This window comes from Streptomyces sp. NPDC088745, assembly GCF_044751045.1.
Lineage (GTDB): Bacteria > Actinomycetota > Actinomycetes > Streptomycetales > Streptomycetaceae > Streptomyces > Streptomyces cremeus.
Genome location: NZ_JBIVLB010000008.1, coordinates 291,364 through 310,065, shown reverse-complemented (window position 1 = coordinate 310,065; position 18,702 = coordinate 291,364). Strand labels below are relative to the sequence as shown.

Below are 18,702 nucleotides of genomic sequence, written 5' to 3'. Positions count from 1 at the left end.
CCCCGGGTGACCGCAGAGTTGGACGAATCCGCCCGCCGTTGACCGGCATGCGGTGATCCGCCGCCGGAATACGATCACGATCAGGTCAAGGCGGAACGGTAAGCGGTTTCCGTCCCTCTGTTCCTCTGACAGCATCCCGGGAGGGTTCCACGGAGCCCTCCCACGCGGCGGGTCAGGGGGACAGGTGACGGGGTTTGTCTTTCTGCGGGTGCGCGCGCACCGGCTGCTGCTCGCGGCGGCGCTGCTCGCGGTCCTGCTGACCACCGCGGTACTGGCGGCGCTGACCGCCTTCTCCGGTTCCATCGGGGACGCGGGACTGCGCCGCTCGCTCGGCTCCCGCGACGCCTCCGCGGCCGCGCTGACCGTCACCAGCAGCGCCGTCACCGAAGCGCGGCGCGCCGACGCCGACGAGGTCGTGCGGGAGGCGGCGCGGCGCACCTTCGACGGACTGCCGACCCGCGTCGACGCCCTGAACCAGTCCGGGAGTTACGCGCTCCCGCGCACCCTGGGCCCCGCCGCGTCCCCGGGCGGCGAACCCGGCCTCACGAGGTTCGCCGGGCTCGACCGGGACCGGGTGCGGCTGACCGCCGGGAGCTGGCCCGGGGCCGCGCCGAAGAGCGCGGACAGCGGCACCGTCATCGAGGTGGCGCTGCCCGACAACGCTGCCAAGGTGCTGAAGCTCACCCCGGGCCCCGCGGTCGTCACCCTCACCGACCGCCTCTCGGGCCCCGCCCGGAAGATCCGCGTCACCGGCCTGTACGAGCCGCGGAAGCCCTCCGACCCGTACTGGAAGCTGGAGGAGCTGAACGGGCGCGGCATCCGCAGCGCCACCTTCACCTCCTACGGGCCGCTGCTCGCCGACCCCGCCCTGCTGCGTTCGGCCACCGTGTCCTTCGGCAGCGTCGCCTGGATGGTCACCGCGGACTTCCGCGCCGTGGACACCCGGCGGATCGGCGCGCTGCGGGAGGCCGCCGTCGGGGGCGCCGCGTACGTCGAGGCCACCGCGCCGTTCAAGGGGGCGGTGGCCGTCGCCAACGGGCTGCCCCAGGTGCTGGACCAGGCGCAGCGGGCCCTGCTGGTGTCGCGTTCGACGCTGCTGATCGTCTCCCTGCAACTGATGCTGCTGGCCGGTTACGCGCTGCTGCTCGTCGCGCGGCTGCTGAGCGCCGAGCGGGCGGGCGAGACCTCGCTGCTGATCGCGCGGGGCGGCTCCCGGCAGCGCGTCGTGGCCCTGTCCGCCATCGAGGCCGCGCTGCTCGCGCTGCCCGCCGCCGTGCTCGCGCCGCTGCTGGCGGGCCCGCTGGCCCGGCTGCTCTCGGAACAGGGCGCACTCGGGCGGATCGGGCTCTCGCTGGAGGCGGCGGGCCCGACGCCGGGGATCTGGGCCGTCGGCATCGCGGTGGGCGTCGGGTGCGCGCTCGCCGTGGTGGCCCCGGCGCTCGCCGCGGGCCGCGAGAAGAAGGGCCGTTCGGTGCCCGCGCCGATGAAGGCGGGCGCGGACGTGGCCCTGCTGGTGGTCGCGGCCGTCGCCTACTGGCAACTGGACCGGCAGACCTCCGGCGCCGGACCGCTGTCCGGCGACCGCACCGGCGAACTGGGCGTGGACCCGCTGCTGGTCGCCGCGCCCGCGCTGGCCCTGCTGGCCGGAACCGTGCTGACGCTGCGGCTGCTGCCGCCGCTGGCCCGGCTGGCGGAGAAGCGGGCGGCGAGCGGCCGTGCGCTGCCCGTGGCGCTGGCCGGCTGGCAGCTCAGCCGGCGGCCGCTGCGCGGGACCGGGCCCGTGCTGCTGCTGGTGCTGGCCGTCGCGATGGGCATGCTCGCCATCGGGCAGGGCGCGTCCTGGAACCGTTCGCAGGAGGACCAGGCGGACTTCCGCGCCGGGGCCTCCCTCCGGATCACCGGCAGCACCGACTCCGGTTCGGGCGCGGGGGCCGCGTACCTGAAGACCCCCGGGGTGACCTCGGCCGCGCCCGCCGTGCGCCGCACGGTTCCGCTGTCGGGCGACCGGACGGCGACCCTGCTGGCGCTGGACACCGCGCAGGCCGACGAGGGCCTGCTGCTGCGCGAGGACCTCGTCGAGGGCGGCGCCCCGGCCGTCGGCACGCTGACCGCCGCCCTGCGCGGCAGCGACCTGAAACGCCACGGCGTCCCGGTCCCCGCGGGCGACCGGTTCCGGCTGGACCTGACGCTCGGCCGCTCGTCCGGCGCCGCCTCCACGACCCGGGCGGAGATCCAGGTCGTCGTGGAGGACCGGTACGGCACCGCCCACCGGCTGCCCGCCGGGGCGCTGACCGCCGACACGCGCCCCCACGTGCTGACCGCGGACCTGGCCGCGGCGGGCGACCCGCCCCGGCCCCTGTACGTGACGGGGCTGGAGGCGACGCTCCCGAGGCCCGCCGGGAAGCCGGAGTACCTGGACCTGGCCCTGACGGCGGTCCGGGCCGCGGACGGCACCGCCGTGCCCCGGCCGGCCCGGCTGGACTGGATGGGCGCCTCGGTCACCGTGGGGGCGGAGAACGACGCGGCGGGCGCCAACCCCCACGCCGAGGCCGGCGTCGCCGTCCGGGAGCCGGGCGCCTCGCTGCTGCGGGCCGCCTTCGACACCGGGGCGAACAAGCCCGAGGACGCCTTCTCCGCCCAGATCCCCGTGTCCACCGTGCGGCTCAGCGCGACCGGCCCCCGGCCGGGCCCGCTGCGGGCCCTGGCCACCGACTCCTTCCTGGCGTCGGCCGGCGCCAGGGCCGGTTCCGACATCGACCTCGACCTGTCCGGCACCACCCTGACCGTCCGCGTCGCCGGCACCCTGCGGCAACTGCCCACCACCGGCCCGGCCACCCTGCCGGGCGGCAGCCCGAAGGAGGCCGAACGCGACGGCGACGGCCTGCTGCTGGACCTGAACGCCCTCAACCGGGAGCTGACCCGGCAGCAGGCGACGACCCCGCAGCCCGACGAATGGTGGCTGGCCACCGCGCCGGGCCGGGCCGCGCAGGCCGCCGCCGAGCTGCGCGAGCGCCCCGACCTCGACCCCTCCCAGGTGGTCGTGCGGGACGAGACCCTGCGCGAGCTGGCGGACGACCCGCTCGGGGCGGGCCCCCAGGCGGCCCTCCTCGCGGTGGCCGTGGTGGCGGCGCTGCTCGCCGCGGTCGGCTTCGCGGTCGGCGCGATGGGCTCGCTGCGGGAGCGGACCGCGGAGTTCGCCGTGCTGCGGGCGCTCGGCACGCCGCCGCGGCAACTGGCCCGGCTGATCGCCGCCGAGCAGTCCCTGCTGATCGGCGTCGCGCTGGTCGTGGGCGTGGCCCTGGGCGCCGTGCTGACCCGGGCGGTGGTCCCGCTGATCGTACTGACCGGGCAGGCCACCCAGCCGCTGCCCCACGTCCTGGTGCACCTGCCCGCCGGGCAGGTCGCCGTGCTGCTGGCGGGCGTCGTCGCCGTACCGCTGCTGGTGGTGCTGCTGCTCGCGCTGCGCCGCGGCGACCCCGCCACCACCCTGCGCTTCCAAGGAGGCGGCAACTGATGAGCCACCGCGCTGTCGCCCCCTGGGTGCGCACCCGGCTGCGCACCGCGCCCGGCGCCGCCGTCGCGCTGGGCGTGCTGGTCCTGGTCACGGCCTTCCTCGCGGCCGCCTATCCCCGGGCGGTGGACCGGTACCAGGACGCCGGGCTGCGTCACGCGCTCGGCACCGCGCCGTCCGAGCAGCGGGCCGTGCAGGTCACCCTCGACCCCTCGTCCGTCCCGGACGGCCGGCTGGTCAGGACGCCCGAGAAGCTCCGCGGCACGCTCCAGGAGATCGTGCGCACGCTCCCGGCGCCGCTGACGGCGGACCTCGCCGACTCCGCGTACGGGGTCCGCGCCCACCAGCCGCTGGTCGGCCAGGACAAGTGGCTGCCCCGGCTCAGCCTGGAGCCGGCCGAACTCGCCCTGTCCACGCGCTCGGACCTGGCCCGGCACTCCCGGCTGGTCGAGGGACGGGCCGCCGTGCACCCGCCTTCCGGGGCCGGGGCCGGGGACGACTTCACCGCGGACGGCCCCGAGGTGGCGCTGGAGGGCGTGGTCACCCGGGCGACCGCCCGTGACCTGCGCATCAAGGTCGGCGCGGTGCTGCATCTCGCCCAGAAGAGCGGCGGGGGCAACACGGCGGTGCGCGTCACCGGCATCGTCGAGCCGCTGCGCCCCGCGTCCATGTACTGGGACGTCCGCCCGAGCCTGCACACCCCGGTGGTCAAGGCCGCCGACATGTCGGGCGAGACCGACTTCTGGTCGGCCGAGGTGCTGCTGCCGCTGGAGGCCGGGCCCGACCTGCCCGCCGGACGGACCGAACCGGCCCCCTTCTGGGACCTCGCGCCCCGCACGGACGCCCTCACCGCACCGGACGCCGGGCCGCTGACCAGCGCGGTCGCCTCCCTGGAGAGCGGTCCCGCGCAGAGCCTGCTGCGCGAGCGGGCCCGGGTGACGACCGTCCTCACCACCGACCTGGAGACCCTGGTCGCCCGTCATCTGGCCAGCCGCGCCACCATCGACCCGGTCGTCGCCGTCGCCGGATACGGCATCGGTACGGTCGCGGGAGTCGTCCTGCTCATGATGGGCGCGCTCGCCTCCGCCCGCCGCCACGGCGAACTGGCCCTGCTGCGGGCCCGCGGCGGTTCGGTGCGGGGCATGGCGGGGCGGCTGTGCGCCGAGCTGGCCGTGGTGGCGGTGCCCGCGGCGGCCGTCGGCTGGCTGGCCGCCTGGCTGCTGCTGCCGGGCGCGCGCACCACGGCGTCGGTGCTGGCCGCGGCGGCCGTCGCGGCGACCGCGGTGGCGGGACTGCCGGTCCGGGCCGCCGTGGCCCACCTGCGGCCCAGGACCCACGGGGAGCGCGCCGACCTGGTCCGGGCGAAGCCGTCCCGGCGGCGCACCGTCGTCGAGCTCACCTTCGTCGCCCTGACGGCGGGCGCGATCGCCGCGCTGAGCCGCCGCGGCACCGGGAGCGGCGCCGACGGGCTGGTCAGTGCGGCTCCGGTGCTCGTCGCGGTGATCGCCTCCTTCGTCCTCGTACGGCTGTACCCGCTGCCCCTGCGGCTGGCGGCGCGTCCGGCGGCCCGGCGCCGGGGGGCCGTCGGGTTCCTGGCGGCGGCCCGGTCGGGGCGCGCCCCGGCCACGGCGACGCTGCCGCTGCTGGCCCTGCTGATCGCCCTGTCCACGGCCGCGTTCGGCGGTTCCGTCCTGGCCGGGGTGTCGGACTCGCGGGACCGGGCCGCCACGGTGACGGTCGGCGCGGACGCCATGTTGCGCCGCAACGTGGGCTCGTTCGACGCGGGGACGGTCGCCGAGGTGCGGCGGACGGCCGGGGTGCGGGACGTCAGCCCGGTCGGCGTCGACTACCGCCTGTCGCTCCAGGACCGGCAGCCCGACGTCACGCTGGTCGCCGTCGACCCGGACTCGTACGCGAAGCTGTCCCGTCACACCGGCATCGGCGAGTTCGACCCGGGAGCGCTGGCCCCGCGGGGCCGGGTGTTCCCCGTGCTCGCCTCGCCGAAGACGGCCGAGCGGCTGGCGGGGAAGAAGGACCTGGCGCTGCGCAGTGTCGTCCTCGGCTCCTTCACGACGCGCCTGGGCGGCACCTTGTCGGCGACGCCCGTCATGGACGAACGGGAGTTCCTGGTGATCGACAAGGCGGCGCTCCCGGGCTTCAGGCCGTCCACCCTGATGATCACGGGCAGCGGTTTGGACAAGAAGGCGCTGCGGGCGCTGGCGGGCCGGGACGCGGTGGTCGCACTGCGCACCGAGGCCCGTGCCGAGCTCAGCGACCCGCCGTTGCAGCGGGGTGCCGAGCAGGTGTACACGGCGGCGATCGCGGCCGGGGCGGGCTTCGCGGTGCTGGCCGTGCTGCTGTCGCTGCTGCAGAGTTCCCCGGAGCGCGGCGCGCTGCTGGCGCGGTTGCGCACGATGGGCCTGACCCGCAGGCAGAGCAGACGGCTGCTGGTCTTCGAGTCGCTGCCGCAGGCGCTGCTCGCGGCCTGCGGCGGGGCGCTGGTGGGCTGGACGGCGATCGCCCTGCTGTCCCCGAGCATCGACCTGGCCACGCTGGCCCTGGCCACGCACACGCACTGGGTGGGCACCGCCGCGGCCCCGCTGCGCACGGACGGCTGGTCGCTGCTGGTGCCGGCCGTGGCGGTGGTGGGCATCGCGACGGGTGTGGCGGCCCTCCAGGCGTGGTGGTCCACGCGGCGCACCACGACGACAGAACTCAGGGCAGGAGACGCTCGATGACCGATGCGATGACCGGCGCGACTTCCGGTACGGCCTCCGGCACGGGGTCCGGTACGGCGACGACCCTGGCGGATCTGGAGCGGGCGGCCGCCTCCCGGCGGGCGAAGCCCGCGTTCGGGCATGACGCGCTGATCGCCTGCGACCGGCTGGTGCGGGTGTTCACCACCGACGGGGTGGAGGTGCAGGCCCTCCAGGGGCTCGATCTGCTGGTCCAGGAGGGCGATCTGATGGCCCTGGTCGGCGCGTCCGGCAGCGGCAAGTCGACGCTGATGAACATCCTCGCCGGGCTGGACGAGCCGACGGCCGGCGCGGCGAAGGTGGCGGGCTGCGACCTGCTGGCGATGGGCGCCAAGGAGCGGCTGCACTACCGGCGCAACGTGGTCGGCTTCATCTGGCAGCAGACCGCCCGCAACCTGCTGCCGTACCTGACGGCGGCCCAGAACGTGGCGCTGCCCATGCAGTTGAAGGGGCGCGGCAAGAACGCGGAGCGCGTCGCCCGGGTGGACCACCTGCTGGCGATGATGGAGGTCGCCGAGCTCCGCGACCGGCGGCCCGCGCAGATGTCGGGCGGCCAGCAGCAGCGGGTGGCCATCGCGGTGGCGCTGGCCAACGAACCGTCCGTACTGCTCGCGGACGAGCCGACCGGCGAGCTGGACTCGGTGACCGCCGAGCAGATCTTCGCCGCGTTCCGGCGGGCGAACGAGGAGCTGGGCACCACCGTCGTCATCGTCACCCACGACCAGACGGTGGCCGACGAGGTCCGGCGCACCGTCGCCATCCGCGACGGCCGCACCTCGACCGAGGTGCTGCGCCGCACGGAGGTGGACGCCGCGACCGGCCAGGAGTCGGTGGTCGCACGCGAGTACGCGATGCTGGACCGGGCCGGGCGGCTGCAGCTCCCGCAGGAGTACACGGAGTCGCTGGACATGCGGCACCGGGTGATGCTGGAGCTGGAGTCGGACCACATCGGGGTGTGGCCGGACGACCAGAAGTAACGGGCCGGCCTCCGGCGCCTCCCTGGGAGGCGCGGGGTTTCAGGCGGGGGTGACCTGGAGCGCGCCCAGTCCGCCCGTGACCCCGCGCAGGGCGATCTCCCCGTAGGGCGTGCGCAGCCGCAGCCACGCGCCCGCCGCGAAGAGCGCCACCGGCACCCCGGGGCGCAGGAAGCCCAGCGACTGGGCCGCGTGCACGGCGCGCAGCGGCAGTTCGGTGCCGGCGAGGGTCCGCGACCAGATGTCGGCCCCGATCCGGTCCCGGGCCTGACGGGTCCGCCCGGCCTCCCCCAGCTCCTCGTCCCGGGCGCGGAACTCGGCGACGGCCGCCGCGACCACGCCCCGCATGGCCCCGGCGTCCGGGACGCCCTCGACCCGGTGCCAGCCGCCGCGCGGCGGGAGCAGACCGGCCCACGGCGGCCCGGTGACGGCCTGGGGGACCCGTACCGCGGGCGCGGCGTCCTCGATGCCGTCGAGGAGCTCACCGGCGGAGACGGTGACGTCCAGGTCCGCCGGCCGGGCGAGGCGCGCGGCGCGGACGGCAAGGACGTCGAAGGACGGCGGGCGGCCGAAGACGGCGAGCGCGCCGCCGTGCGCCTGGAGGCGGACGGCGGCGGCCCGGTCGTACCGCAGCAGACGGCCCAGGAAGGCGGCGAGGTCCGCCGCCTCCCCGGGTCCTTCGAGCTCCAGCGTCAGGGCTCCCGCCCGCACGTTCACGCCGCCACGGCCTTGCCGCGGCCGGTGACGTCGGCGGGCGTCGCGGAGTCGTCCAGGTACTCCAGCAGGAAGGACTTCTCCTCGGCGGTGATCCGCCGCGGCCGGCCCGCCGCCAGGTCGAACGGGACGACGACCGTGGACGCCCGGACGTACACCTGCTCGGGGTCCTTGATCTCGTACGCGATCGTCAGGGACGCCGCGCCGATCTTCGTGACCCAGGACTCGATGCGCACCGGCTCGTGCCGGTGCACCAGGGGCCGCACGTAGTCGATCTCGTGCCGGGCGACGACGGACCCGCCCGTGAAGGACGCGCTGCCCTCCCCCGGCGCGAGCCGGAACATGAAGTCGATCCGCGCCTCTTCCAGGTACCGCAGGAAGACGACGTTGTTGACGTGCCCGAAGGCGTCCATGTCCGACCAGCGCAGGGGGCAGGAGTAGATGTGGCGTGCCACTGGCTATCAGCCTCGGGTCAGCTTCTTGTAGGTGGCGCGGTGCGGGCGGGCCGCGTCGGCGCCCAGCCGCTCGACCTTGTTCTTCTCGTACGACTCGAAGTTGCCCTCGAACCAGTACCACTTGGACTCGCCCTCGTACGCGAGGATGTGCGTCGCCACCCGGTCCAGGAACCAGCGGTCGTGGGAGATCACGACCGCGGCGCCGGGGAACTCCAGGAGCGCGTTCTCCAGCGAGGAGAGGGTCTCGACGTCGAGGTCGTTGGTGGGCTCGTCGAGGAGGAGCAGGTTGCCGCCCTCCTTGAGGGTCAGCGCCAGGTTGAGGCGGTTGCGCTCACCGCCGGAGAGGACGCCGGCCGGCTTCTGCTGGTCCGGGCCCTTGAAGCCGAAGGCGCTGACGTACGCGCGCGAGGGCATCTCGACCTGGCCGACGTTGATGTAGTCCAGCTCGTCGGAGACGACGGCCCACAGCGACTTCTTCGGGTCGATGTTGGCGCGGCCCTGGTCGACGTAGCTGATCTTGACGGTGTCGCCGACCTTGATGGAGCCGCTGTCCGGCTTCTCCAGGCCCTGGATCATCTTGAACAGCGTGGTCTTGCCGGCGCCGTTCGGGCCGATGACGCCCACGATGCCGTTGCGCGGCAGGGTGAAGCTGAGGTCGTCGATGAGGACCTTGTCGCCGAAGGCCTTGGAGAGGTTCTCCACCTCGACGACGATCGAGCCCAGTCGCGGGCCCGGCGGGATCTGGATCTCCTCGAAGTCCAGCTTCCGCATCTTGTCGGCCTCAGCCGCCATCTCCTCGTACCGGGCGAGACGGGCCTTGGACTTGGTCTGACGCCCCTTGGCGTTGGACCGCACCCACTCCAGCTCTTCCTTGAGGCGCTTGGCGCGCTTCTCGTCCTTCTTGCCCTCGACCTTGAGGCGGGTGGCCTTCTTGTCGAGGTACGTGGAGTAGTTGCCCTCGTAGGGGATGGCGCGGCCGCGGTCGAGTTCGAGGATCCACTCGGCGACGTTGTTCAGGAAGTACCGGTCGTGGGTGACGGCCACGACGGCGCCCGGGTACTTCGCGAGGTGCTGCTCCAGCCAGTTCACCGACTCGGCGTCCAGGTGGTTGGTGGGCTCGTCAAGGAGGAGCAGGTCCGGGGCCTCGATGAGCAGCTTGCACAGCGCCACGCGGCGCTTCTCGCCACCGGAGAGGTTGGTGACGGGCCAGTCGCCGGGCGGGCAGCCCAGGGCGTCCATGGCCTGCTCCAACTGGGCGTCGAGGTCCCAGGCGTTGGAGTGGTCCAGGTCCTCCTGGAGCTTGCCCATCTCCTCCAGGAGCTCGTCGCTGTAGTCGGTCGCCATGAGCTCGGCGACCTCGTTGAAGCGCTTGAGCTTGCCCATTTGCTCGGCGGCGCCGTCCTGGACGTTCTCCAGCACGGTCTTCGACTCGTCGAGCTTCGGCTCCTGCATGAGGATGCCGACGCTGTAACCGGGCGAGAGGAACGCGTCGCCGTTGGACGGCTGCTCCAGACCGGCCATGATCTTGAGAACGGTGGACTTGCCCGCACCGTTGGGGCCCACCACACCGATCTTCGCGCCGGGCAGGAAGTTCAGGAAGACGTCGTCGAGAATCACCTTGTCGCCGTGCGCTTTACGCGCCTTGCGCATGGTGTAGATGAACTCAGCCAAGAGAAACCGTCCGGCAGATCGTGGGGTGGGCAGATACACCCCATCTTGCCTGACGTCACTCCCCCGGCGGTAACCGGATAACTGCCGGGGTGCCGGACGCGGGGCCCGGCGCGGGGGGCCGGGGGCCTGTCCTGGCAGGCCCCCGGGGGTGCCGTGGGTCTTCCGGGGGCGGTCAGTTCCCGTCGGGGGCGGGGGCGGGTTCCTTCTTGCGGAGCAGGACGACCGCTCCGGTGCCCAGGACCAGCAGGCCCAGGGCGGAGTAGAGGATCGCGGTGGTGGCGCCCGAGGCGCCGGTCTCGGCCAGGTTGTCGCCGGGGGCCGTGGCCAGGGGGGCGCTGCCGCCGGTGGCCGGGGTGGGGCGGTTGGCGGGGGCGTCGGCGGTGCCGATGGCGGCGGCGCCCGCGATCTCGCAGTCCAGGACGCCCCTGACGTTCATCCGCAGGGCGACGGGGCTGCCGGAATCGGCGGAGCCGTGGGGGGCCGGGGGGCCGGCGGAACCGGACACCGTGAGGTCGTACGCCTGGTCCTCCTGGAGCGGGACGGTCACCGTGCGCGAGCCGCGTGCCGGGATGGTGTGCCGGGCGCCCAGGAGCTCGAAGGTGAAGGGGGCGTCGCCCGCGTTGGTGCCGGTGAGGGCGATGCCGCCGTTGGCGCAGTCCCGCTTCGCGGAGAGCGCCGGGACCGCGCCCGCGGCCTGCTTCTCGGCCCAGGTGACGGTGGCCTCGGCGGTGACGGTGGAGGAGCTGGAACCGGCCACTATCTGGGTCTGGCTGTGCGTGTCGCTGACCAGGGCCCGCCCGATCGGCACCCGGGCGTCCGCCTGGACGGTGAGCGCGCTGGTGCCGGAGGGGACGTCCGCGGGCGGCTGGAAGTACAGGCGGGCGCCCCGGCCGACGTCCCGGAGCGGCCGGTTCTCGGCGTCGACGATCCGCATCCCGTGCGGTGCGTCGCCGGACGGGGCGACGGTGACCCGGTCCGCCCGGGTGCGCACGGTGACCGGGCCGACCCGCTCCCCGGCCCGGCCCGCGACGGCGGGCGGGTCCAGGGCGAGCGAGGCCTCGGGCTCCGCGGCGCGCTCGGCGGCCCGCGTGAGGTAGGCGGCGAGCCTGCGGGCGCTGCGGCCGGCCGGCACCGCCTCCACGTTGTCGGAGAAGTGCCAGATCGCGGCCTGGGTGCCGGCCGCGGCGGACGTGTCGTCGAGGGACTTCACGTCCGCCGCCTCGGCGAGCTCGGAGAGGTTGTTGACCTGGGGGTAGGAGTGCTCCAGGATCCAGCGGATCTTCCCGGCGTTCTTGTTCTTGTGCAGCGAGGACTCGTCCCAGCCGACTTCCTTGTACGTCGTCCCGGTGCGGGCCGCGCTGCGCAGGTCGACGCCGTAGCTCTGGAGGGTTCCGCCGCCGGTGACGGTCATCTCGTAGAGGCCGGCCTCGGTCTTCCACTCCTGGCCCGCGTCACGGATGGTGACCGTGCCGTGGACGGTGAGCCTGCCGAGGGTGGCTGCCGCGCCTCCCGGGTTGCGCGGCTTCTCGGCCGCCGCCGCCGGGGTGCCGGCCGCCGGGCCCGCCAGGAGCAGCGCGGGGGCCAGCGCGACGACGGCGAGCCCGCGGGCGGCGCGGGCGGTTCTGCTGGTGCGGCCGGCTCTCGTGGTGCGGGCGGTGCTGGTGGTGGTACGGGGCGCGCGAGCGGTGCGGCGCCTTCGTTCCGAAGCGGGCGCTTCGTCAAACATGCAAGTCCCCTCCGGGCGAGGTTCTTTCGCATGGTGCGCGTGTGGGGAGTGCCTCGCCTGCAACCTCAAGAGCCCCATGGGTATCCGGGAATCCTATGGACGCTCCGCCGAACAGCTCCCCGCCTTGCGTCCGGACGTCCGATTTAGCATCGGAATCGTTATCGTCGGTGACCGTTCCTTTGTGCTTGGCCACGTTGCGTGGTGACGCCGGGTCAGGAGGCGGCCCCCACGGGGCGGCCGGGCCTGCGGGCGGGTTTCACGTCCGGAGTCCTCCCACCGCCGGGGACCGCCTGGTCCGGGCCCGCCTTGTCCGGGACCGCCTGGTCCGGGCCCGTCCCGTCCGGGACCGCCTCGGCCGGGGCCCCGCGTGCCGCCCAGGTCACCGGGATCTCGCCGCCCCACCCCACGACCGCGGGCGAGCCCGCCCCGGGCGCTCCGCCGTTCCCGGCGTTTCCGGCGGCGGCGGCCTCGCGGACGGAGACCGGCTCCACCAGGCGGGGGTCCGCCCTGGCCACCCGCCGGAAGGCGGAGGTCCCCCGGGACAGGTCGTGCCCCACCGCCACGGCGTCGACGTCCGCCGAGAGCCAGCGCCGGTCGTCCTTCGTCTCGTCCTTGACCCGCAGCCGGCCGTAGACGACCAGCGGATCGCCCACGTCCACCGAACCGGCCAGGTTCCCGGCGAGCGAGCGCCTGGCCCACACCGTGTAGAAGCTGGTGGGGCCGTCGACCCAGGCGTCCTGCCCGCGGTCGAAGCGCCGGGCGGTCACCGCGAGCCGCAGCCGTACCGATCCCGTGCCCAGCGCCGATTCCATGAAGACGGGTGCGGTGGCGGCGTTGCCCACCAGGGTCACCATCGTGTCGTTCATCGCTTCTCCCCCGTTCTCTGCCTGCCGTGCGGCGCCTGTCGTAAGGCGCCTGTCGTCATGCTGGCCGGTTTCCGCGATTCCCGCCGGGGCCTGTGGACAACGGGCCGGATGGGGAGAACCCCGTCACCCGACGGGGTGACGGGGCCTTCCGCGAGGACCGCGCGAGCAGCCCGCACGACGTGGAACGGGCGCGTCAGCCCAGCCCCGCCCCCGTCACCACCGCGTACCGCTCCCGCACCTCCCGGTAGCGCAGCAGCTCCGCCGAGACCGGGTCCAGGACCTTGGCGCGGCCGCAGCCCGCCGCCGCCTCCCGCAGCCGCCGCTCGGCGTCCTGCCCGTACCGCCGCGCGGGCCCCCTGGCCGCGGCCCAGCAGCCCCACTCCACGACCGGCCCGCCGGCCATCCCGGCCAGCATCAGCAGGAACGGCGGCAGCAGGTCGGGCTCCAGCACCCCGAGGACCTGGCCCAGCAGCCAGAGCCCGCCGTAGACCTGAAGCAGCGTCATCGCCGCCTGGGCGAGCACCGCGGCGGGCCACCAGGCGGGCCTGGGCGGGTTGCCGCGCGGCACCCCGGCCTCCAGGACGAGCACGTCCAGCTCCTCGGGCAGCCCCTTCGCCCCGCGCACCGCGGACTCCCGTACGGCCTGCGCCCAGGGAGCGGGCAGCCCGTGGGTCGCGGCGTCGGCGAGGGTCCGCACCGCCTGCTCGACCCGTTGGCGCGCGGTCACCTCCACGTCCGCGGGCGGCACGGCCGCCCGCTCCGGCCCCACCGCGCCGCCGCCCGGGACGCGCCGGGCCTCGTACCAGCGCCACAGCCGCAGCCACGGCGACCCGCACGCCCTGCCCGCGTTGCGCCGCCACTCCCGCTCGGCCGCCTCCCCGGCCGCCGCCGCGCCGACCGCCGCCGCCAGCCGGTCCGCGAACTCCGCCCGCGCCCGCTCGCCCAGTCCCGCCCGGCCCTCCGCCACGTACACCGGGCGCAGCCCGGCCGCCGCCGCGTCCACGTCCGCCGCGAGCCGCCGGCCCGCCGCGCCCCTTTCCGTGACGAACGCCCGCAGCAGTTCGCGGAGTTCCTCCATCCCCTCACCCGTCAGGGCGGAGAGCGCGAGGACGACGGCGCCGGGTTCGCCGTGCTCGCCGAGCGCCATGCCGTCCTCGTCGAGGAGGCGGCGCAGGTCGTCCAGGACCAGGTCGGCCGAATCGCCGGGCAGCCGGTCGATCTGGTTGAGGACGACGAAGGTGACCTCGGCGTGCCCGGCGAGCGGCCGCAGATAGCGCTCGTGGAGGGCGGCGTCCGCGTACTTCTCCGGGTCGACGACCCAGATCACCGCGTCCACCAGGGCCAGCACCCGGTCCACCTGTTCGCGGTGCGCGGTGACGGCCGAGTCGTGGTCGGGCAGGTCCACCAGGACCAGTCCGCGCAGGCCCTCGTCGCCGCCGGCGCCGGTACCGGCCGGGGAGGGGCGCCGGCGCAGCCGTCCGGGGATGCCGAGGCGGTCCAGGAGCCCCGCCGCGCCGTCGGTCCAACTGCACGCGATCGGCGCGGAGGTGGTGGGCCGTTTGAGCCCGGTCTCGGAGATCCTCACTCCCGCGAGGGAATTGAAGAGCGTGGACTTGCCGCTTCCGGTCGCGCCGGCGACGGCGACGACCGTGTGCTGGGCGGACAGCCGCCGGCGTGCCACCGCCTCGTCCAGCACCCGCCCGGCCTCGTGCAGGGCGTCGTCCGCGAGCCGGGTCCGCGAGAGCCCCAGCAACTCCCGCAGCGCGTCCAGCCGTACGGACAGGTCGGCCCCGTACTCGCCCCCGCCCGGCGGCAGGTCGCCGAACTCGTCCGCGGGGAAGCCCCGCGGCCCTTCGAGCGCCCGCGCCCGCGGCACCCGCCCGCGCGGGCCGTCGCCCGGCCGCCGGTCCGCCGCCCGCCGGGCGATCAGCCCGTCGTCCCAGCCGCTCCGGTTCGCCCTCGCCGCGTCCGCCGCGTCCGCACCCGTCTCCGCGCCCATCGCCGTCACCTCTCCTTCTTCGTCACGGACAGCGCGGCGATCAGCTCGGCCTGCGGCTCGGGCGTCACGTCCAGCGCGTCCAGGGGGGCCAGCCGCCGGTCGCGCTCGGCGTGCAGGACCCTTTCGATGTACGTCGTCACCAGTTCGCCGCCCCGGTCGCGCAACCGCAGCGCGCCCTGCGCACCGATGCGCTCCGCCAGCCGCTCCCCGGCCGAACGGGCCCGCCTGCCGCCCAGCAGGGAAGCGGCGAGGAGGGCGGCGACGGCCTCGGGGTCGGGGGCCGCGGGCCGCTCCAGCTCCCGCACCTCCTCCTCCGCCAGTTCCTCCAGCACCCGCCGCCAGCGCCGCACGACCAGCCCGATGCGCTCGCCCGACTCGGGGTCGGGGCCGGCCGGAACCACCGCCCGGGCCGCGGGTTCGGCGCCCCACACGGCGCGCACCTGTTCGTCCGCGGCGGCGACGGCGCACTGCAACAGGGCGGTGAGGCTGTCCACCAGGGATTCCAGGAGCTCCCCGTCGGTGGCGTCCGCGGGGTGGGCCCGCCAGCGGGTGAGGGCGTCACCGGAGAGCACCGCACCGCTCTCCAGCCGCCCGCGCACCCGTGCGCCCTCCTTCGCGTACGCGTTCTCCACGGCCCCCGTCAGCCGTACGGAGGCGGCGTACTGGGCGGCGACCGCGCCCGCCAGCTCCGGCATCCGGGCGTTCAGGGAGTCCATGACGCCGCACGCGGTGCGCGCGACGGCCTGCTGCCGGGCGGCGGGGTCGCGCACCCGGTGGGTGAGCCACTCCAGCAGCGGGGCGACCGCCGTGGACGGCAGCAGCCCGTTGCCTCCGCCCGCCGACTCGGGGAGTTCGGGGACGGTGAAGCGGGGCACCGCGCCGAGCCCGGCGCGGGTGAGCAGCGCCGCGTACTGCCGCGACACCTCGCCGACCACCTGGTGGGGCACCCGGTCGAGAACGGTCACCAGCGTCACGCCGTACTCCTTGGCGGTACGCAGCAGGTGCCACGGCACCGCGTCGGCGTAGCGGGACGCCGTCGTCACCATCACCCAGATGTCGGCGGCGCAGAGGAGTTCGGCCGCGAGCACCCGGTTGGCGGACACCAGCGAGTCGATGTCGGGGGCGTCGAGGAGGGCGAGTCCCGCCGGGAGCGACGCGGAGGTCTCCACCCGCAGCACCCCGCTCTCCTGCTCCTCGCTCCCGTCGCCCCTGGCGTCCTGGTCCTCCCGTTCCTCCTCGCACCGCTCCGGCAGCCACACGCGCGTCAACTGCGGCAGGACGCGCTGTCCCGCGAACCAGTGGTGGTCGTCGGGGTGGCACACCAGGACCGGGGTGCGCGTCGTCGGCCGCAGCACACCGGCCTCGGTGACGCGTCTGCCCACCAGGGAGTTGACGAGCGTCGACTTGCCGGCCCCGGTGGAGCCGCCGATGACGGCGAGCAGCGGTGCCTCGGGGGCGCGCAGCCGGGGCACCAGGTAGTCGTCGAGCTGTGCGAGAAGCTCCACCCGCGTCTGCCGGGCCCTGGGCGCTCCCGGCAGCGGAAAGGGGAGGCGCACGGCGGCGACACGGTCGCGCAGGGCGGAAAGTGCGTCGAGCAGCTGAGGCCGTACGTCCAAGGTCACCACATACGAAGAATGCCCAATTATGACCTTTTTTAGAAGCGTATAGAGGGCTTCTGCGCGCCAATATCCCCCCAATCGGTGACAATGCGCACCCCGGGACACTTGGGACGAGTGGGGCACAGGCATAACGAGTGCACAACACCCGGGGTACGGGACGCCAAAAGCGGTGCGGGATTCGCACTTGCCTGCGATTATCGGGGGCGCTTCACTGAACCTCCACATCGTGCCACGCAGGTGAAGCAGCCGGGCCAAGGCGATCGGAGCCCTATCCTTGTCCCCGGCAACGGCCCCACCGGCCGACCCGGGCCCCACCAGGCCCACCGCCCGGCCCCCGTAGCTCAGTGGATAGAGCAGGCGCCTTCTAAGCGCTTGGCCGCAGGTTCGAGTCCTGCCGGGGGCGCACCGCGCGAAAACCTTCGGGCCCTCCTTCCGGGGAGGGCCTTTTTCGCGCGCACCGCCGCTACCCGGGCCGCGCGACGCGCCGTCGCCGCACCCGCGGGCCCGCAGAGCGGCCTCACCCGGCAGCGGGGCCCCGTTCCCGAACCGCCGGGCCCCGCCCTCCCCGATGACGACGCCCACGTCAACAACGTCGTGCGGAATTCCCGTTCGAGGGGTTTTCCCCGCACCGGACGGAGGACGGGCAATGCGGTGAACGGCGCGTGGGAGGACGGGCCCGTCGATGTCGTCGAGTGCAAAGGCTCCGCAACCGGGGGCGCTTCACTTACCGATGTGGAATTGCCACCGCTGTTCCGCCCGACGGAATCCGCCGCCCGTCCCCGCCCGGGTGCGCGTCGTCGAAAAACGCGCGCAGGTTCCGCACTGCGGCCCCGAATTCGCCGACTGCGGAGCGCCGTGCGCGACCGGCCCGCCGCCGCGGGTGCGGCCGGTCACGCACGTGCGGCCCCTAGCGGGCCGGTACGGCCAGGGTCAGCGTCCACCAGGTGCGGCCGCCGGACCGGACGGCTCCCACCCCCGCGTGGCGGAACGCGCACGTGAGCATGGACCGGCGGTGCCGGGGGCTCTCCTTCCACTCCCGCAGCGCCGACGGCGCGTCGGAGGAGGCCACGGCCAGGTTCTCGGCGGCGCGCCGCCAGCGGTACCCGGCGGCGTTCAGCCGTTCTCCCACGTCCCGGTTGTACGCGTCGGTGTGGGTGAGGGTGCGGCTCTTCGCCAGGTACGCGCTGTGCTGCTGCGCCACGTACGTGAGCGTCCGCTGGGTGCGCACCGGACGGCATCCGGCGGCCGCCCGCTCACGGTTGAGCAACCGCACGAAGGCGGTGGCCACCTGGCTCGGCGTGGCCCGGGCGGCCGCCTGGCGGGGCGAGGGCCCGTCGGGCGCCCCCTGCGGGGCGGTGTGCCAGGACGGCGGCGGCATGGTGTACGTACCGGACGGCGGGGGGCTCGCGTGGTGGGCCGGGGGCGGGCCCGGCGCGTACTGCGGCGCCGGTGGCAGCGGTTCGGCCGGCCGGGCGGCCGCAGCGGCGCCGGCCGCCGCCACGGGCAGCAGCGCGCCCCCGGTGACCGCGAGCACCAGCGCCGCCACGCCCGCCCGGGCGCGACGCCGCACCGGCCGGCGCGCCTGCGGCGGGCACCCTTCGGCGGGCTCGCGGCCTCCGGTGCCGAAATGCCCGGACAGGCCGCGAGTAATCCATGCGGCACGGAATGAAGCGGATTCCGAAAACACTCTCTCTTTCCTCCATGGGTAGAGAACGTGGCGTGCGCGACGGCGAATCGACCCGGTGCTCACCCTCCCCCCTTCGAAGGAAGATCGCCTCTTGAGGACTCCGGAATTCCGCTTTTCCGCATGATTGAACCCTTGGTGTCGCCGTACCGGCACCCGGAACCGCGATCACACCTGCCGGAATGAACAGCCCGCGCGGGGCGGACGGGACCGGGGGGCCGTGTCAGCCGGTCACCACCGCGCCCGCCACCAGCAGCGCGAAGCCCGCCACCGCGCACAGGGTGCGGACGGCGTGCAGGCGGTTCCAGCGGGTCTCGAAGGCCGCGCGGGCCTGCGCGTCCGTCGCCGGTCCGTTCTCGGCGGACGCGAGGGCGTTGTTCAGGGGGACGTTGCCGCCCGCCGTGACGGCGTGGTTGAGGACGGTGAGGGCCAGGCCGCCGATCAGCAGCCAGAGCTGGAGGGAGGTGCGGCCGCCCTCCGGGGGGACGAACAGGGCGGCGGCGGGGAAGAGCACCGACGCGAACATCGTCGTGACGAAGACAGCGCGCGGCACCTCCTCGTTGATGCGCCGCATGACCGCCGCGAACTGGTCGTCCGGCACCCGCGCGAGTGCGGGCATGACGCCCGTCCGGAAGACGAGCATCATGCCCGCGTAGAGGCCGGCGGAGACAACTGCCAGGGCGAGCAGAAGAGTTGACATGCCGCACATGATGTACGGAGCCGGCCG

At 74.9% G+C, this 18,702-nt stretch carries 11 protein-coding genes, 1 tRNA gene and 1 pseudogene; 4 read left to right on the top strand and 9 right to left on the bottom strand.

Going from position 1 to position 18,702, the window contains the following annotated elements; translation table 11 throughout:
- Window positions 1-184 precede the first annotated feature (184 nt).
- Genes ACIP93_RS22840 through ACIP93_RS22830 form a run of 3 tightly spaced genes read left to right on the top strand, consistent with a single transcriptional unit; the run spans window position 185 to window position 7,244 of the window.
- Entirely contained in the window at window positions 185-3,514 is a 3,330-nt protein-coding gene (locus ACIP93_RS22840) for an FtsX-like permease family protein (RefSeq protein ID WP_401761290.1), read from the top strand.
- Entirely contained in the window at window positions 3,514-6,249 is a 2,736-nt protein-coding gene (locus ACIP93_RS22835; RefSeq protein ID WP_401761289.1) for an FtsX-like permease family protein, read from the top strand. Before ACIP93_RS22840 ends, ACIP93_RS22835 begins: the two co-directional genes overlap by 1 nt.
- Window positions 6,246-7,244 (top strand): ABC transporter ATP-binding protein, encoded by a 999-nt coding sequence (locus tag ACIP93_RS22830; protein WP_401761287.1) that lies wholly within the window; start codon window positions 6,246-6,248, stop codon window positions 7,242-7,244. Before ACIP93_RS22835 ends, ACIP93_RS22830 begins: the two co-directional genes overlap by 4 nt.
- Window positions 7,245-7,283: 39 nt before the next feature.
- Here the strand turns inward: ACIP93_RS22830 and ACIP93_RS22825 are convergent, their stop codons facing one another.
- The 7 genes and pseudogenes from ACIP93_RS22825 to ACIP93_RS22795 all read right to left on the bottom strand — a co-directional run bounded on the left by ACIP93_RS22825 (window position 7,284) and on the right by ACIP93_RS22795 (window position 16,288).
- The gene (locus tag ACIP93_RS22825) at window positions 7,284-7,952 is read right to left on the bottom strand and encodes a hypothetical protein (protein WP_401761408.1); all 669 of its coding nucleotides are present in this window, start codon (window positions 7,950-7,952) and stop codon (window positions 7,284-7,286) included.
- A 2-nt stretch (window positions 7,953-7,954) separates the two neighbouring features.
- Window positions 7,955-8,410, bottom strand: a complete 456-nt coding sequence (locus tag ACIP93_RS22820) for a thioesterase family protein (protein ID WP_345222878.1) — start codon at window positions 8,408-8,410, stop codon at window positions 7,955-7,957.
- Between the two features lie 6 nt (window positions 8,411-8,416).
- On the bottom strand, window positions 8,417-10,081 hold the full coding sequence (gene ettA, locus ACIP93_RS22815; RefSeq protein ID WP_345226458.1) for an energy-dependent translational throttle protein EttA: 1,665 nt from the start codon (window positions 10,079-10,081) through the stop codon (window positions 8,417-8,419).
- 172 nt (window positions 10,082-10,253) lie between these two features.
- Window positions 10,254-11,807 (bottom strand): TQXA domain-containing protein, encoded by a 1,554-nt coding sequence (locus ACIP93_RS22810; RefSeq protein WP_401761285.1) that lies wholly within the window; start codon window positions 11,805-11,807, stop codon window positions 10,254-10,256.
- Between the two features lie 458 nt (window positions 11,808-12,265).
- Window positions 12,266-12,673: pseudogene (locus ACIP93_RS22805) on the bottom strand (single-stranded DNA-binding protein); the annotation flags it as partial.
- 193 nt (window positions 12,674-12,866) lie between these two features.
- A complete protein-coding gene (locus tag ACIP93_RS22800; protein WP_401761283.1) occupies window positions 12,867-14,672 on the bottom strand; it encodes a GTPase in 1,806 nt (601 codons plus the stop codon).
- 5 nt (window positions 14,673-14,677) lie between these two features.
- Window positions 14,678-16,288, bottom strand: a complete 1,611-nt coding sequence (locus tag ACIP93_RS22795) for a dynamin family protein (RefSeq protein ID WP_345226455.1) — start codon at window positions 16,286-16,288, stop codon at window positions 14,678-14,680.
- Between the two features lie 333 nt (window positions 16,289-16,621).
- Between ACIP93_RS22795 and ACIP93_RS22790 the strand changes: the two genes are divergently transcribed.
- A tRNA-Arg gene (locus tag ACIP93_RS22790) sits at window positions 16,622-16,694 on the top strand.
- A 504-nt stretch (window positions 16,695-17,198) separates the two neighbouring features.
- On the opposite strand, the gene ACIP93_RS22785 is transcribed toward ACIP93_RS22790, so the two are convergent.
- Window positions 17,199-17,861, bottom strand: coding sequence for a CAP domain-containing protein (locus tag ACIP93_RS22785; protein WP_401761281.1), 663 nt, complete (start codon window positions 17,859-17,861; stop codon window positions 17,199-17,201).
- A gap of 337 nt (window positions 17,862-18,198) precedes the next feature.
- Window positions 18,199-18,675 (bottom strand): DUF1772 domain-containing protein, encoded by a 477-nt coding sequence (locus ACIP93_RS22780; RefSeq protein WP_401761280.1) that lies wholly within the window; start codon window positions 18,673-18,675, stop codon window positions 18,199-18,201.
- Window positions 18,676-18,702 lie beyond the last annotated feature (27 nt).